Here is a 14,658-nt window from a genome sequence, read left to right as displayed (position 1 = left end):
GCGTAGCGCCACCGGGCAAACGGCCCGCACTTAGCTGTACTGCCGCACCCGCGCGATCAGCGCTTCCACGCTCTCAATCCGGTCGGCAATCACAATCAGCGCTTTTCCGAGGGTAATGGCATGGCGCAGGCATTCATGGCGCATTTCCGCATCCTGAATGGTATCGATATCCGCTACGTGCGACAGCCCGACGCTGCGGCGAATCAGCTCGGTGCCGCAAAAGCCGATGGCGTCCGCCCAGACTTTTTTCAGAAATTCCGACGCGTAGCCCGGCGCGCGTAGCGCCGCGTCGCGGGTTTTCTCCGTCGCCAGCACCTGAAAACGTTCAGCAAAGGTGTTCCACAGCTCCTGAATATCCGTCAACCGCTGCTCGCGCGCGGCGGCGGCGTCGCGAATGCCCAGATGACCCGGCAGGCCGCAGAAGTTCAGCAGCAGATTGCCGATGGCGGTGCCTACATCAAAGCCTATCGGCCCAAAGTAGCCGAACTCGGCGTCGATGGCTTTCAGGCGACCGTCGGCGACAAAGATCGAGCCGCTGTGGATATCGCCGTGCAGTAGCGCTTCGGCATGGGAGAAGAAACGATGTTTGAGCGCTGCCACCGCCAGCTTAAGCTGAGCGTCACTGCGTAGTGCGGCGACGTCGCCTTCGATCTCCGCAGGATAGCTGTTGCGCTCGTGGATCTGGTAGGGATCGTTGAAGAACAGATCTTCGGTGATCTCACACATCTCCGGGTTAATAAATGTCGCCACCTGCGCTTTTTTGTCATGCGGGTGGAGATAAAAATCGCTGGTGTGAAACAGCGTTTGCGCCAGATATTCGCCGAGCTGGCGTGCCGCCTGCGGATACCAGGCGCCTTTAATCAGTTCGCCGCGCCAGATGTTATGATCGGAGAGATCTTCCATCACCATCACCGCCAGTTCAGGGTCGAAATGGTGGATTTTCACCGTATGCTGCGGGCAGTGCTGGTAATGCGACACCAGCGTTTGCGCTTCAAGACGAGCGCGATCCAGCGTCAGCGGCCAGGATTCGCCGACGCAGCGCACGTAAGGCAGCGCCTGTTTGACGACGATGCGGCTTACGCCTGTGGTATCGAAAATCTTAAACACCAGATTAAGGTTGCCGTCGCCCACCTCCTGCGCCTCTACCAGTGTGGATGGATCATCAATGCCGCCAAACGTTCGGGCGTATTCCACGGCATCCTGGGCGGTAAAGGTACGGTATTGCGACATTGCCTGTTCCTCACTCATTTCACTAATAAAGACATGTAGACGTCTATACATCTGTAATTCATCCTGACACAATGTGATACAACAACGCAACAGAGAATTAACGACATGCAGACATTACAGACGACCAGCCTGCGAGTGGCGGATAATCAATTATTTATTCTCGATCAGCAGGCGCTTCCGCAGGAGAAACGCTGGCTGGATGCCTCAACGGTAGAAGCGCTGGTGGGGCATATTCACGCGCTGCGCGTGCGCGGTGCGCCGCTGATTGGTCTTTCCGCCAGTCTGCTACTGGCGCTGCTGGCTGAGTCAGGCCATCGCCGGGATGGACTGGCGATAGCGCTGGAAACGCTGCGCGCTGCGCGCCCGACGGCGGTCAATCTGATGAACAATCTCGATCGCATGAAGCAGGCGCTGAGGCAAGAAGACTTTGTCCCGGCGCTGGCGGCGGAAGCGCTGCGTTTGATCGATGAAGACAAACAACTCTGTGACGATATCGCGCGTGCGGGAAGTGCACTGGTGAAGCCGGGCAGCCGTCTGCTGACCCACTGCAACACCGGTGGGCTGGCGACAGCGGGCACGGGGACGGCGCTGGGGGTGATTGCCCGCGCGTATGCACAGGGCAACGTGCAAAACGTCTGGGTGGATGAAACGCGCCCGTTATTGCAGGGCGGCAGACTCACCGCCTGGGAACTGGGCGAACTGGGGGTTCCCTATCAACTGATTACCGACTCAATGGCTGCCAGCCTGATGGCGAAAGGACTGGTAGACGCGGTGTGGGTAGGGGCCGACCGTATCGCCGCAAATGGCGATGTGGCGAATAAAATCGGCACCTATTCGCTGGCGGTGCTGGCGAAATTCCACGGTATTCCGTTTTACGTTGCCGCGCCGCAAACCACGCTGGACCCCCACTGCCCGAATGGCGACGCAATCCCGATTGAGCAGCGCGCGGCAGGAGAAGTCACCGGCGTGGCGGGCAGTTTTGGCGCGGTACAGTGGGCGCCGGAAAATGCGCAGGTCTATAACCCGGCGTTTGACGTGACGCCAGCAGCGCTGATTAGCGGCTGGGTGCTGGATAGCGGTGTGGTGACGCCAGAAGACGTGGCGAAGGGGGTTTTCAGGACGGAGGCGGCCTGATGCAGAGCAGGCCTGGCGTACGATAGCGTCGCCCGGCCAGATCGTTAAAGCAGGCGCGGATAGGCATCCGCAATGGCGTCGCCGGTAAACTGCGCCACCCAGCCTTCCGGGTTATCGAAAATACGGATCGCGGTAAAGTTTGGCTCTGAGCCCATATCAAACCAGTGCGGCGTACCGGCGGGCACTGAAATCAGGTCGTTTTTCTCACACAGCACCTGGTAAACCTGGTCGCCAATGTGCAGGCAAAACAGTCCTGCGCCTTCAACGAAGAAGCGCACTTCATCTTCGCCGTGGGTGTGTTCATTGAGAAACTTTGCACGCAGCTCCTCTTTTTGTGGATTGTCGGCGCGCAGGCTGATCACATCCCAGCTCTGATAGCCTTTCTCGGCAACCAGCTTATCAATCGCATGTTGATAGGCGGTGATCACCGTTTCTGGCGCGGGGGCCTGGCCTAAGTCGCGGTCTGCAACCCAGCGTTCGAAGCGGACGCCTTTCGCGTTGAGCTGTTGGGCGATCTCTGCGGCGTCGGTACTGTGCCACTGGGGCTGGCTGGCGTCTTTATCGGAATAAATAGTCAATGCGCTCATGAAAGGATCTGCTCCGGGTTAATGTCGTCGAATTGATGTACCTGGTGGTGGCGGCTGGCGCCATCACCCTCTCCACGAATCAGTTGCAGGGTGCGAAGACCCGCCTCTTCAGCGGCGTCCAGCTCCTGATATACGTCGGAGAGGAACAGGATTTGCGACGGCGCGACGCCGATATACGACGCGATATTGCGGTATGACTGCGTTTCTCGCTTTGCGCCGATATGGGTATCAAAATAGCCGCTGAACAGATGAGTAATATCACCTTCGTCGCTGTAGCCAAATAACAGTTTCTGCGCTGCGACGGAGCCGGAGGAATAAACATAGAGATCAATGCCTTGTGCTTTCCATTTCTCCAGCGCTGGCAGAACGTCCGGGTAGAGATGACCGGTAAAGTCGCCATTGACGTAACCATCGTGCCAGATAATGCCTTGCAGGGCTTTTAGCGCCGTTGATTTGCGATCTTCATCCATAAAGGCGAAAAGCGTTTCGATAAGTTCTGCGGTACTGGCGTCCGGCCGGGCAATCTCGTTGCGCAGATTATCAAGAATTGATTTTACCGGTTCGGCATACTGCCGGGCGGTGACAAACGCCGCCAGCCGCTCGCGCGCATAGGGGAACAGAACATTGTGAACAAAACGGATATCGCTGGTGGTGCCTTCAATATCCGTCACAATCGCGCGAATCATAATCTCTCCAGTTGTCGCAAACGCATTTCGCATTCAAATAAAAATTCCAGCCCCTCCAGATGACGGCGGGCCTCCTCCACTGAGCGTCCCCAGCAGGTTAAGCCATGACCGCGCAGAAGAAAACCGTAATTCAGAGAACGCTCTTGCGCGTAATGCGCAATACGTGACGCCAGCGCGTCGATATCCTGGTCGTTGTCGAACACCGGCACGCAGACGGTATCAAGATGGGTGGTCTGCCCGCTAAGCGACTTTTGCATTTCAAAACCGCTGATATATAGCTCCGGCGTTTTAACGATGCGCGAGAGCACCGTGGCGTTGACGGTGTGGACGTGCAACACCGCGTTTGCCTGGGGAAAGAGGCGATAAATCAGGGTATGCAGCCCGGTCTCCGCCGATGGTTTGCGACCGGACGGTGCGTGACTGGTGGCGATTTCCACCTGCAAAAAATCGTCGGTAGTCAGGTTGCCTTTATCTTTTCCCGACTCGCTGAGCCAGCAAAAAGCGTCGTCCTGGCGGACAGACATATTGCCGCCAGTGGCGGGAGCCCAGCCTTTTGCCCCTATCCAGCGGCAGGTCTCGACCAGTTGTGTGAGTTGCAGGTTATCTGTCATCTTCCTTTTAGCCTCTCTCGGGGTCAGGAATGGAGTTTTTAGACATCTAAGCGTCTTGATTGCCAAATGCTAACATCGTGTTACGGCAGCAGCAACACAACTCTTCCGGGCAGGAGCAACAACATTGTCCTGGTGGCAGTGTGACTTGGTGGGGGAGGTGGTTGAGTTTGTCAGGAGCGGGAGTTTTGCGTATTGATTGATGCTTTCAATGGAAGCTGTAGGGGGGGCGCCCATAGCAGACCTGATAGCCCTTCGTTCAGGCCGCTTTGTGCCCGGAGGGGGCATCCCTAAACCACTACAGACATTAATCGGCAAGGTGCCGATGGTTCGCTTAAATGTTCAGGGAAAGCAATGCAAGAAGTGCGCGGGTTTTTATCATGTTATTTAACAGACTCAGATACCAGACATAAATCTCCTCCTTGATATTAAGAACATTCGGGTGCACGGATGGAAAGTGGTTTATTCTCTTTTTCACAGAACAGGAATGTCAGGGCCGGGAAGAGGGGATTAGCGAGAGATTAAAACAGGCAACTCAGGAGTTCAGTAAATGGATACTAAAAAATGGCGCTGTGTTTGCGCCATTTTACCACATTAAGAATTTGTCACCGGCTTGTTCCCAAAGGGATCTCCGGGTCTGGTTGATGAGTAATCCTGTTACGCAGATCCCGACGGATAATTTCGATAGACCAGAACCAGATTAAATGTCCAAAAATTTCGGATACATTCTCATACCATGGAAGGTCAACCAAAGGTGGAGTCAGCCCCATGAGAGGGAAGGAAATCATATGTACGAAAAGCTGTGCCAGCGCACCAGCCAGCAAACCCTGCCAGAGTTTAATTTTGGGGAAAACTTCAGCAACAACACAGTAACCCACTGCGAAGACAATCGAAAAGATGATGTGTGTTACACCAACCCAGTTAAACACATGCCCGGCAAAGGTGTAGACGGCAGCGTTAGGATCAGCAAGCCCCATCCAGTCACGAAGGAAAATATAAGGGGGATTCAGGAAATTGCGGGAACAGTCAATTTGCCCGGCAGCCCTGATTAATGATTCCGGCCCGCATGCAGCAGTGAACATATCAGTCGGACTGCGGGGTGGCAAAGGTACTTCAGCGCCCCATTTAACAAATGCTGATACGATACCAGCGATTAACCCAATAAATGCAGCCAGGCCATAACGCCTGCGGTTTGGTGGAGTTTGTTCAAATATATTCATATTTCATCCGTTGAATTTCATCGTGTTAACATAATCATTTAGTAGTATTCATGAAAACCACCAAATGTAAAGATGTGTATGTGATTGTATGTTCCGTATTTGCGTCAGTAACTGGAAATTCCCAATCGAGTTGCTTTATATGGCGTAACAGGAAGGCTGTGAAAGTGGTGAGAACGGCAAGGTCGTATGCGATCTACAGCAATATTCTCATCAGTAGAATTAATAGAGTAGCAACCACGCCGCATGGAAGAGCATGGTACGGACAGCTGGCGATCGTTCGATAGTCGAATATAGAAGGGTTGCCAGCCGCCGCGGATTGTATCTTCCCGGCATGACGGATCAATGTGTTTTAAGTATTAATGCCACGTCTTTTTGCTCAGGCTTGTTATAGCTGAAATAGCATGTGCTGAATCATCAAAAAGCCGGGCCAGTACAGGAACCTACTGCCTGTTTTTGTACTCAAGCACCTGATGTCCAGGCAGGTCTTTGCTGATGATGGCAAATGTCCTGAGTTCAGGCGTTGGAACAGGGAGTTCGGTGCCAGGCGGGAAATATATTCTTACCCTGGCAATAATCATGTTGTCCATGCTCATCATTCGTTCACCAGCCACATATCGGCTTCTTCAAACATCTCTTCCAGCATACGGTTAAGTCGTTCTTTTTCGGTCTTTGTGCTGTCGCTGTTTAATGCGTTAGCCTGCATTGGCTTAACTCTCACGTCGGCGTCGGGGAAGATCCGGTGTACGCGCTTTGTCAGCTCGTTAAGAATGATGTTTCTTGCGCCCGGTAGCCCCTCGACATTACGCTTGTCATAAACCAGTTCAACGAACATAAAAGCCCCCCGGAAAAATACTGTGATTGTATACAGTATTTTTACTGTAAAAATAAACAGTGTCAAGGTGGGCGGAGCGCGAAAGGGGGATGTGTTTTTGTTACCCTTGGTTACAAATAGAAAAACCCCAAACCGTGAGATCTGGGGTTCTTTTAAAGTGCACGTGCATTTCACGTGCATATTTTTGTCTTTTCTCGGTCTGCATACTGTCTGGTCAGTGTCCGTAAGTGACTGTTTTTTATTGCCACTGCCCGGTTGCAGTCCTATCAAAAGTGCTGGCGGAGTCTGAATTGGTGTTGTAATTCATTGAAATAACTTAGCTAACCTCTAATTCAACTTTTCTTTGGTGCCTATACAGGTGCCTAAAAGTTTTTTCACCCCTTTTTGATGAGAAAAATAAAGCGAGATAGGGAGAAAGACTTGCGCTATTTAAGTGTGCACTAATCCGGTAGCTCGCCTGGCTCTGAGTAAATCGATAGTGGTCAGGAATGGTGTCTGCTCTTGCCAGGTGAATCCTTTACGGTCGATGCGCACCAGTTCATAGCGTTCCACCAGGAAATTCACCGTATCAGCAAGTGTGATACCCGCCTCGATATGTTCCTGGATGGCTGAATCATCATGGAATGGTGTGTCGTTGAGCGTAAGACCGTAATGGTGTTCCAGTAGGTACGTTAACAGTTGCTGCCAGACCTGAACGGGCGACAGGCGTGGCGAAACCGGCATCGTGGCCGGTACAGTTGAAATATGCATGAGTTGAGTCCCTGATAAAGGAAGAGGAAGGTGTTACCTGGTTACGGCTGACTGGGGATAAATAGCGATGTAAACGTAGCCATGAGAGCCGAGAGTGTCAGCTTCACAGGTGAGTCCATTGTGATGCAGAGTGACGCAGTGCTGACAGCGGGGATCAAGCTCTCCAGTGGTGAGCATCCGCTCCAGCTGTTTCATCATCAGTGGAAACACCTGGTCCAGACGCAATGCTTCATCGTCACTGAATGAGCGATTAAACCCAGCTCGGTCAGCCAGAAAGTAGAGACGGTTGCCTTCCTGAACCAGGCGAGCGCCGAAGCACGGCGTGATATTACGTATTAATCCCCACTGAAGGCAGGATGCGTTCTCCGCTGATGAGCCGGATAAGGTGGTCGATTGCATTAACATATTCCTTAATGACTGAGAGAAGTGATTAATTCATCGTCACGCTGCGAAGGATGGCATATGGGCCTGCCCGATCCTGACGACGCTCAACAAAAACAGCGAGTACACCGCTGATATCCTGAACTTCACGTCCGTAGTAATGGCAGACACTGCCATGCCACTGGTAGTGACCTGTACAGAAGGCAGATAACCGGGATTCGGGATGCTGACGATAAATATGCATCGCCTGGCGCTTACTGATGATTTTCATTCTGTACCTCACAACCAGCCACATTCAGCAAAAGACACCACTTCGTTCCCAACAACCAAATGATCCAGCACTCGCACTTCTACCAGTGCTAACGCTTTCATTATTCGCTGGGTGATGTGTTTATCCTGCTGACTGATTTCTGTCGTACCAGACGGATGGTTATGCGCCAGAATTACTGCAGCGGCGTTGTGTTTCAGGGCTGACTTCACCACTTCGCGCGGATGTACTTCGGTATGGCTGAGCGTGCCGGTAAACAGCGTTTCTCGCCCCAAAAGGCAGTGCTGGTTATCGAGATACATCACGATAAATACTTCCCGCTCCTGATGAACCATCTGTAGCTGAAGCCAGGTCTTGGTGAAGCTGGTGGAGGTAAAAGACTCAGTCGGTTGACGCTGATATTTTTCCAGCAGTCGTAACGCCCGACGGATAACGCGTTGCTCATTTGGCAGGAATACCGGGGATAAATTGAGTGCGGACATAATTGCTCCTTAAATCAAAAAGCCCCGCCGGTTTAGTGGCAGGGCGTGAAGATAGGGTTGGTAAAAAGCCTCATGAGGCAAGTTGCAGCATATTCTCGGCCATCACCCAAAGGGCACGGTTAAGTTTCACATCTCCGTCGATGCCTTTAACGGCGCGTGTATGGGAGCGTTGACCTCTGATCGTTCGACCGGACAGCCCACCTTTAATCAGGTTTTCCTGAATACACTGGTAAGTAGTCCACAAGTCATTACTTTCATCCTGCCAGCGGCGCGGAGAAAGTATCTGTGATTCCGTCACCGGCTGATGATCTTCGCCGAAGCGATAGGTTAAAGCCGCTTTCGCCATGGCCTGCTGTGCAGGTAGCGGTAATATCAGCGACTGCATGGCATCACGTTTCTCTTCCACCCGGTCAAAAATCCCCAGCACTTCATAAGCCCCTTCAATGACTTTCTCCACTACGTTGCCTTTATGCGGCACGCGCACCTCACCAAAGCTCTCACCACAAATCAGCCCATTCTGGCAAACCGATCTAAATAACCCCGGCAACATTTGGTATGAGCTTGAACCGTCATGGCTGTTAAGCAGGATTATTTCTGGCACCTGCTTGCCGGTGATTTGCCCTTCGCGGCGCAGGCGCAGCATGTGTTTGGTGTGCTCTCGCTTGCTCTGGTCCCGAACTCGGGTCTGGCAGGCAAAGAATGGCTGGAAGCCTTCGCGTTGTAAGTTTTCTAGTAGCGAAATAGTCGGGATATAGGTGTACCTGTCACTGCGGGATTCATGTTTTTCTTCGCTGAAGACACTTGGCACATAGTGCGCCAGCTCATCGCGGGTTAACGGGCGGTCGCGACGAACGAGATTGACCGCACCAAAGCGGCTGGCTAAACGGGTCATAAAAACTCCTGTAGAAAATGGGCATAAAAAAGGCCACCCCGAAGGATGGCCCTGTCTGTTATTAATGAGTCTGATTAGGTCGTTGGTGGTAACGTGGGTTCCAGGGGAGGCGGCACCGTTTCTGCTGAGCTGTGCCTTTCGGCCTGATAGAGCAGGAGTTGCGCCAGTAACGGGGCTTTCCGTGACTGGAGATAATCCAGGCACCATTCCCTTCGGACAACCAGTCTGACCGGCACAGGCAGAAGCTCATAAGCCTTACTGAACATCGACTCGATAAACACATCGTCACTGAGTTTATCCTCGGCAATGGTCAGCAAACCGCTAATAACGATACTGTCGAGCAATCGCTTATATCGGGTAGTACGGGATTCTTGCCCTTCTGAAGTTTGCTCCCTGACATTTTCTTCTACCTGCTCATCCTTGTTATCAGTGGGGGAGACGTTTCGGCGCAGATTTAATTTCTCTTTCAGTCCCTTGAGTTTTCCATGGGTATTTTCAGACATATTGCTTTTATCCTCTGAGCTCTCAGAAAGAGAGATCAGGCAAGAGTAGCGAGTTTTTTAATGATGCTAATCAGACTCAGTGTAGTGAGGCTGGCCCCCAGTGCTTTAACCCCAACTGAAGTGCTGCGCATCAATGTCACACCGGCAACACTCAAAACAAGTTGCCAGGTACAGTCCACGGTTGGTGGCGTTTCCTGCTGTAATTTTTTACCCACTGAACCTCCATTAACTGAATGCCGAATAAAAAGTTATCTCACTGATAAGGTTATTTATAACCATTGGGAACCCACTGGCCTTGCTTACGGATATCAGTAATGATGTCTCCCTGGTTGACCGAAATCGTGCGCCAGCCCGGCTCTTTACTGGAGGCATTACCGTAGGTGTACCCTACTGTCATAGTGAGTGCTTCATCCGTCGTGGTGGTTAAGTCAGCTTCATATGCCGCTTCGGTATTTTGTTTGCGGATGAAACGCACGGTATTAATGGCACGACAACGCAGACTACTTTTGGCATGTTCAAATGAGTTATCCGCCATCTGGCAACCTTCAGATTTAATTTCATCCGTCAGGCTTGTCGAAGCATTAAAATTTTTAGGAGCGGGAACGTAATTCACCATATCGCTGCGCAGTGTTGGCGGATCTGTCTGAAGCACAAGATAAACAGGACAATCTGATTTTCCGACTTCACAGGCTTTTGCGACGTAATCACGTACTAGCCAGCCTTTATTGCCGAAATACTCAGCACCGCTCTCGTCTTTACATTGTGACCACGTGGCTTTTTGTCCCATCATCACGCCGTCTACCAGGACGCAGGTGACGGCTTTTACAGGCTTCCCGTCCCAGCGAACAGCGTCAAAGGGTTGAATGCCGGTATGATTCACATCAAGCGTATAAGCCTGCGGGTTCTTCGCTATCCGGTCATTTGCCTGTTTCAGTTGATTACTGCCTTCCTGAGTCAGAAAGAAGGTATAGCGTTCGGGATGTATGTCGCCGTGAATTGTCATTGCAGACGAGACCAATGGAATAAACAGTGCTGCAGAGCTGAGAGATAAAACAACGAGTTTACGCATAAGGTTTCCTTTCAGTTTATTAATGATTAATACAGTCCTGCCATGTGGCATCAGCCAGTCCCTCATTCAGCCCTTTGGCGCTGAATTTTTTAGAGATAGCGGCATTCATAGAGGTCATTTTTATTACGTCTTTTTCACTTGTCGCTTTTAGCGCAGTAAAGGTCGTTTCATCCAGAGGATGGTTTGTACCATTGATACTGACTCCAGGATCAGAAAGCCCTGTTTGTGACGAGACGCGGTAATCCTCCGCAGGTAAGCTGTATGCAGCAGCCAGCTTTCCGCTTATGCAGGTCAGTGTGAGCACTTCTCCTGAAGCATTTTGAGTATTGAGTTCAAACTCCATGGCACTGATGTTCCCATACCAGTCACCCCATTGCTGGTCAGCCTGTACGGCGCTGGCACTGTGGCTAAGCAGCAGTAATCCAGCCAGAGTTGCATAATAGTTTCTGAGCATTTTGGTTTCCTTTCCTGATGATTTAAATACAAAAAAGCCCGCTTCCGTTTTAAGGGAAGCAGGCTGATCGTATTGATTAAATGAGCTAGCGGATAATCGTTAATACAGATCAGTTTCCAGAAATTGATCGTTATTATCTATTGAAATATCGATCAATTGGCGGATATTGATAGTTTTAATCTATCTAATGTTAAATATCGATCGGTGCGATAGATCAATGGGTTGTACCAAGCTGGAGTATATTTGTCGGGCCGATTCATAAGTGTTATATAGACATGAAATTATCTGGAAAATGAAATTTAAACCGAATAGCAGGGCAATGATAATTCATATTTAGATCAATTTTCTGACAATGCTTCTTTGACAGTAACTTCAGAGTTATATTATGTAAGTTAATTACCTGTTTTACGTGTTTCCTTCTACTATAGCAAAAGTAGCATTAGTACAGTAATTACTGTCTGATACTGTAATATAATAATAAAGATAGAGTATATATAACAATCAGTATTAACACTCACTTATAACAATCAATATCAGCACAAGCAGAGTAATTAATTACATATCAGGTTTATTATATTGAGATGATTAACACAAGGACTAAAACATGAAACCATACATCAGCAGATTACATGGACCATGCAATCAACATCATATAAACCGTATCCATGATACGTTGAGCAAATCACTTAATGAATATCCAAGAACATATGTGCGAAGAATAGATTTAAGAATACCAGATGATGTCTATGAAAAATACCGTGCAGACTCTACACTGATAACTCGCTTTATGGAATCACTAAAGTCTCAGATTAAACAAACACAGACGCGTAAGCGGATGGAAGGTAAAAGAGTCCATCCATGTAACGTTCGTTATATCTGGTCAAGAGAGTTTGGTGAGGAAAAAGGGAAGAAGCATTATCACATCGCATTAATGCTGAATAACGATGCGTACTGCAATACCGGAACATATTGCCCTGTTGGGAATGTATATATACATAATCTGGCATTGATGGTCATGGAGGCATGGGTGAGAATGTTAAACCTTCATACACAACCTGATTATCAACGGTACTACAAATTGGTACATTTTGTGCTGGAGGGAAGTATCATGCTGGACACCAACAGCAAGACCTTTGAGCTTAATTATGGTCAGATATTCCAGCATCTGGAGTATACGGCAAAACTCTACTCGAAAAGCAATGCTGATGGGCAGCGTAATTTTGGTTGTAGTCAGTACTGATATATCTAAGGGAACCGGTGTGCCGGTGTCTGAAATATGCTTGTAGCAAGGTATGCTTATCGTTGTAGCAACTTGTGTTGTAACATTCACTTAACGTCGGCAAGGGGCTGTGCGTTGTAGCAACATGTTAACAGGGTGATACGATGGGCAGTAGTCTGCAGGAAGAATGAGCGATTTGGTGTGTTTTTACGGCATGCGCATCTCAAAACACTGCTACAACCTGCTACTGTAGCAATCGTAGCGGGTGATAGTGCAGGGATGCTTTTTTTAAGGCATGAAAGGCCCATGACGCAAAGGTGTCAATGAGCCTGTTGAGTGTGGGTTTTGATAACAATTCAGTAGCATGAATTGTTATCATGATGCTGCTGATTGAGTGCCTTAGGCAATGCCAGACTAATTAATCAGCTTAGGCGCTTGTTGTGGCAAGTATTGAACCGGAGGTGCAACGAGTGGGGCGTAACAGCCATTATTCATGCGCCAGGTAATATACTCGGCTGAATGAGCGCTTGTCTGAAATGTGGTAAAAAAACCCGTTCCTGGTTGACCAATGATGTAATTCAGCAATGGTTCAAGTTTGTCGCTGCGGCGGAATTTATTGGGTCCATACTTGATGATGTCATTCTTTTTGAATGGAATCCAACCATTGGCAGTGAATTTATTGTGAATCCACTGGCGGAGTTCTTCTACATCTTGATAAAACTTATATTCATCCGTGAACTGATAGAACCAGGATGCTGCATGGCTAAGGTACCACTCCATTATTGCAGCGGCTTTCTGAATAACTTCGAGTGGAATAATATCGGTCTCCTGATCGGAGAAATAGTGAAGTAGTCCAGCAATGCGTAATGTATTAGTGCTGGCTTTCTGCAGCATATAATCAACACCTTTCCAGTGGTGATCGTTCATTGGCAACGAAGTCCAGTAAGCATGTTTATGGCTCCAGTATTCAGATGCCTCAGGAGACAGTTTAAGCATTTTCTTATCAGTATTACCTGAAAGGATTTGTTGCTTCTGCATTTCCTGAAACTTACGGATGTGCGCATAAAGAAGAGGCAATGCAGTTTCATCACGTGCAGATGCATTCGAGTGATAACGATGGCCCATATTTGTGGCATTTTTAGTGGGGATGTTCATAAACAGGAATCGAGCTAATAAACCACTGTTTACAAGCTTGTCCTGATTCTTTTTCATGAAATTGAGAAACAGAGATCTCTGCAACATTAAAGATAAGGTCAGTGTCGGTTTGAAGCTACGGGAAGCCTGATTGCCACGTTTGTGCTCATAGAGGTCACCATCCCAAGTTTTATTATAGAACACGGAATTATATTTCACACAGGACTCAAAAAAACTGCTGGCTTCGTCGGAGTTAACGGTAATATTCGAGTATTTGTCGAATAATTCAATGAGTGCGGCTTCCGACGGATCATTACAGACAAGGGTGGGTATTAAAGGCTTAATGGGCTCCATGCTTGTATGTACCGTCAGTGCAGCTTCAGCCTCGTCGATAGGGAGATCTTTTTTTACTGCCATGCGCAGATTACTTTTAAGTGCCTGGAGTTTTGTCTCCCAGACGGTATAATCGCGTTTGTATGCAAACAATTTTTCCCGGAAAGCTTCATCCAGCTCAACTTTTTTTTCGTCAAACGGCTTCCTGAGCTGTTTGTTTACGGTCGATTTCCCCGTGCCTGAATCCGCCAGCGTTACGATATAAAGGGCACAGGGTTCCGGCATTTTCGTATAGGGATTGAAAACTTCAATATGAGACTGACAAGCCTCCGATACAGCGGCTAAAACCACATTGACAACTAATTCCTCCGGGATTTTCCCGCCATCCTGAAGATAGTTAATGGCATTTTGCATCACAGATGTAAACGCCCATAAAGGGATGGTCGGCACAGGAATCGCCTGGTACTGGAATCCAGGCAACAACGGTAAATAGCTCATTTTTATTTCCTTAAATTTTTATAGATTAATTCAAAAGTGATATCACCGATGCGACTTACCCTGCCGGGTAAGGGCATACGGTGGGAGTTCACTATTGGTTTGTGTTAGTTCAAGTGCAGTATTCGCTGCAACGGGATGTCAGGGAGGCTATGCTGACCGGCGTTGTAGAATCCATTCATCCACTTCGGACTCCAGCCAGCCAACGGACTGCTTACCTAGCGGATAAGGTTTCGGAAATGTCGGGTCATGACGTGGCGATTTGGCATTAAGCCAGTCGTAGATGGTCGATCTCGCGATCCCCAGTTTGCTGACAACACCAGGTAAACGTAGTACTTTCACTGTTGATATGGTCATTTTGCTTTGCCTCTGTTTGGTTCG

At 49.3% G+C, this 14,658-nt stretch carries 19 protein-coding genes; 2 read left to right on the top strand and 17 right to left on the bottom strand.

Annotated elements, in window-relative coordinates:
• Positions 1–30: 30 nt before the first annotated feature.
• The gene (gene mtnK / locus OGX84_RS00330) at positions 31–1,230 is read right to left on the bottom strand and encodes an S-methyl-5-thioribose kinase (RefSeq protein WP_286457196.1); all 1,200 of its coding nucleotides are present in this window, start codon (positions 1,228–1,230) and stop codon (positions 31–33) included.
• A gap of 105 nt (positions 1,231–1,335) precedes the next feature.
• Here mtnK and mtnA point away from each other — a divergent pair, with 105 nt between their 5' ends.
• A complete protein-coding gene (gene mtnA, locus OGX84_RS00325) occupies positions 1,336–2,364 on the top strand; it encodes an S-methyl-5-thioribose-1-phosphate isomerase (protein ID WP_112001719.1) in 1,029 nt (342 codons plus the stop codon).
• Positions 2,365–2,408: 44 nt separating this feature from the next.
• Here mtnA and OGX84_RS00320 read toward each other — a convergent pair whose 3' ends face one another.
• From OGX84_RS00320 to OGX84_RS00255, 14 genes are all read right to left on the bottom strand, one after another.
• Positions 2,409–2,951, bottom strand: coding sequence for a 1,2-dihydroxy-3-keto-5-methylthiopentene dioxygenase (locus OGX84_RS00320; RefSeq protein ID WP_112001720.1), 543 nt, complete (start codon positions 2,949–2,951; stop codon positions 2,409–2,411).
• On the bottom strand, positions 2,948–3,637 hold the full coding sequence (mtnC, locus tag OGX84_RS00315) for an acireductone synthase (protein WP_071257972.1): 690 nt from the start codon (positions 3,635–3,637) through the stop codon (positions 2,948–2,950). Before mtnC ends, OGX84_RS00320 begins: the two co-directional genes overlap by 4 nt.
• On the bottom strand, positions 3,634–4,248 hold the full coding sequence (locus OGX84_RS00310; RefSeq protein WP_047461809.1) for a methylthioribulose 1-phosphate dehydratase: 615 nt from the start codon (positions 4,246–4,248) through the stop codon (positions 3,634–3,636). The genes mtnC and OGX84_RS00310 overlap by 4 nt, the downstream gene beginning before the upstream one ends.
• Before the next feature lie 602 nt (positions 4,249–4,850).
• The gene (locus tag OGX84_RS00305; protein ID WP_024130867.1) at positions 4,851–5,465 is read right to left on the bottom strand and encodes a YagU family protein; all 615 of its coding nucleotides are present in this window, start codon (positions 5,463–5,465) and stop codon (positions 4,851–4,853) included.
• 592 nt (positions 5,466–6,057) lie between these two features.
• Positions 6,058–6,297 (bottom strand): DinI family protein, encoded by a 240-nt coding sequence (locus tag OGX84_RS00300; RefSeq protein ID WP_047461815.1) that lies wholly within the window; start codon positions 6,295–6,297, stop codon positions 6,058–6,060.
• Positions 6,298–6,726: 429 nt separating this feature from the next.
• A complete protein-coding gene (locus tag OGX84_RS00295) occupies positions 6,727–7,047 on the bottom strand; it encodes a TA system toxin CbtA family protein (RefSeq protein ID WP_286457195.1) in 321 nt (106 codons plus the stop codon).
• 33 nt (positions 7,048–7,080) lie between these two features.
• On the bottom strand, positions 7,081–7,446 hold the full coding sequence (locus tag OGX84_RS00290; protein WP_286457193.1) for a type IV toxin-antitoxin system YeeU family antitoxin: 366 nt from the start codon (positions 7,444–7,446) through the stop codon (positions 7,081–7,083).
• Between the two features lie 31 nt (positions 7,447–7,477).
• Complete coding sequence (locus OGX84_RS00285; protein WP_004390417.1) at positions 7,478–7,699, bottom strand: DUF987 domain-containing protein; 222 nt, start codon at positions 7,697–7,699, stop codon at positions 7,478–7,480.
• A gap of 8 nt (positions 7,700–7,707) precedes the next feature.
• A complete protein-coding gene (gene radC / locus OGX84_RS00280) occupies positions 7,708–8,178 on the bottom strand; it encodes a RadC family protein (RefSeq protein WP_286457191.1) in 471 nt (156 codons plus the stop codon).
• Positions 8,179–8,248: 70 nt separating this feature from the next.
• The gene (locus tag OGX84_RS00275) at positions 8,249–9,070 is read right to left on the bottom strand and encodes a DUF932 domain-containing protein (protein ID WP_286457190.1); all 822 of its coding nucleotides are present in this window, start codon (positions 9,068–9,070) and stop codon (positions 8,249–8,251) included.
• Between the two features lie 74 nt (positions 9,071–9,144).
• Positions 9,145–9,573, bottom strand: coding sequence for a hypothetical protein (locus OGX84_RS00270; RefSeq protein ID WP_286457188.1), 429 nt, complete (start codon positions 9,571–9,573; stop codon positions 9,145–9,147).
• Between the two features lie 35 nt (positions 9,574–9,608).
• Positions 9,609–9,788, bottom strand: coding sequence for a hypothetical protein (locus OGX84_RS00265; protein ID WP_286457185.1), 180 nt, complete (start codon positions 9,786–9,788; stop codon positions 9,609–9,611).
• Positions 9,789–9,838: 50 nt separating this feature from the next.
• A complete protein-coding gene (locus OGX84_RS00260) occupies positions 9,839–10,642 on the bottom strand; it encodes a hypothetical protein (RefSeq protein ID WP_286457184.1) in 804 nt (267 codons plus the stop codon).
• A gap of 19 nt (positions 10,643–10,661) precedes the next feature.
• The gene (locus OGX84_RS00255; RefSeq protein ID WP_286457182.1) at positions 10,662–11,096 is read right to left on the bottom strand and encodes a hypothetical protein; all 435 of its coding nucleotides are present in this window, start codon (positions 11,094–11,096) and stop codon (positions 10,662–10,664) included.
• A gap of 604 nt (positions 11,097–11,700) precedes the next feature.
• Between OGX84_RS00255 and OGX84_RS00250 the strand changes: the two genes are divergently transcribed.
• Positions 11,701–12,336 (top strand): inovirus Gp2 family protein, encoded by a 636-nt coding sequence (locus tag OGX84_RS00250; protein WP_286457180.1) that lies wholly within the window; start codon positions 11,701–11,703, stop codon positions 12,334–12,336.
• A gap of 393 nt (positions 12,337–12,729) precedes the next feature.
• Here OGX84_RS00250 and OGX84_RS00245 read toward each other — a convergent pair whose 3' ends face one another.
• Positions 12,730–14,280 (bottom strand): DUF3987 domain-containing protein, encoded by a 1,551-nt coding sequence (locus tag OGX84_RS00245; RefSeq protein WP_286457178.1) that lies wholly within the window; start codon positions 14,278–14,280, stop codon positions 12,730–12,732.
• Between the two features lie 147 nt (positions 14,281–14,427).
• Positions 14,428–14,634, bottom strand: a complete 207-nt coding sequence (locus OGX84_RS00240; protein ID WP_286457176.1) for a helix-turn-helix transcriptional regulator — start codon at positions 14,632–14,634, stop codon at positions 14,428–14,430.
• Between the last annotated feature and the right edge of the window lie 24 nt (positions 14,635–14,658).

It is taken from the genome of Citrobacter sp. CK202 (genome assembly GCF_030333225.1).
Taxonomy (GTDB): Bacteria; Pseudomonadota; Gammaproteobacteria; order Enterobacterales; family Enterobacteriaceae; genus Citrobacter_B; species Citrobacter_B koseri.
Note: the sequence above shows the minus strand (reverse complement) of the source record. Positions and strands in the feature narration are given on the sequence as shown.

Bases quoted from the DNA above. Each gene is read 5' to 3' on its own strand.
- mtnK (WP_286457196.1), bottom strand. From the start codon at position 1,230: ATGTCGCAATACCGTACCTTTACCGCCCAGGATGCCGTGGAATACGCC.
- mtnA (WP_112001719.1), top strand. From the start codon at position 1,336: ATGCAGACATTACAGACGACCAGCCTGCGAGTGGCGGATAATCAATTA.
- OGX84_RS00320 (WP_112001720.1), bottom strand. From the start codon at position 2,951: ATGAGCGCATTGACTATTTATTCCGATAAAGACGCCAGCCAGCCCCAG.
- mtnC (WP_071257972.1), bottom strand. From the start codon at position 3,637: ATGATTCGCGCGATTGTGACGGATATTGAAGGCACCACCAGCGATATC.
- OGX84_RS00310 (WP_047461809.1), bottom strand. From the start codon at position 4,248: ATGACAGATAACCTGCAACTCACACAACTGGTCGAGACCTGCCGCTGG.
- OGX84_RS00305 (WP_024130867.1), bottom strand. From the start codon at position 5,465: ATGAATATATTTGAACAAACTCCACCAAACCGCAGGCGTTATGGCCTG.
- OGX84_RS00300 (WP_047461815.1), bottom strand. From the start codon at position 6,297: ATGTTCGTTGAACTGGTTTATGACAAGCGTAATGTCGAGGGGCTACCG.
- OGX84_RS00295 (WP_286457195.1), bottom strand. From the start codon at position 7,047: ATGCATATTTCAACTGTACCGGCCACGATGCCGGTTTCGCCACGCCTG.
- OGX84_RS00290 (WP_286457193.1), bottom strand. From the start codon at position 7,446: ATGCAATCGACCACCTTATCCGGCTCATCAGCGGAGAACGCATCCTGC.
- OGX84_RS00285 (WP_004390417.1), bottom strand. From the start codon at position 7,699: ATGAAAATCATCAGTAAGCGCCAGGCGATGCATATTTATCGTCAGCAT.
- radC (WP_286457191.1), bottom strand. From the start codon at position 8,178: ATGTCCGCACTCAATTTATCCCCGGTATTCCTGCCAAATGAGCAACGC.
- OGX84_RS00275 (WP_286457190.1), bottom strand. From the start codon at position 9,070: ATGACCCGTTTAGCCAGCCGCTTTGGTGCGGTCAATCTCGTTCGTCGC.
- OGX84_RS00270 (WP_286457188.1), bottom strand. From the start codon at position 9,573: ATGTCTGAAAATACCCATGGAAAACTCAAGGGACTGAAAGAGAAATTA.
- OGX84_RS00260 (WP_286457184.1), bottom strand. From the start codon at position 10,642: ATGCGTAAACTCGTTGTTTTATCTCTCAGCTCTGCAGCACTGTTTATT.
- OGX84_RS00255 (WP_286457182.1), bottom strand. From the start codon at position 11,096: ATGCTCAGAAACTATTATGCAACTCTGGCTGGATTACTGCTGCTTAGC.
- OGX84_RS00250 (WP_286457180.1), top strand. From the start codon at position 11,701: ATGAAACCATACATCAGCAGATTACATGGACCATGCAATCAACATCAT.
- OGX84_RS00245 (WP_286457178.1), bottom strand. From the start codon at position 14,280: ATGAGCTATTTACCGTTGTTGCCTGGATTCCAGTACCAGGCGATTCCT.
- OGX84_RS00240 (WP_286457176.1), bottom strand. From the start codon at position 14,634: ATGACCATATCAACAGTGAAAGTACTACGTTTACCTGGTGTTGTCAGC.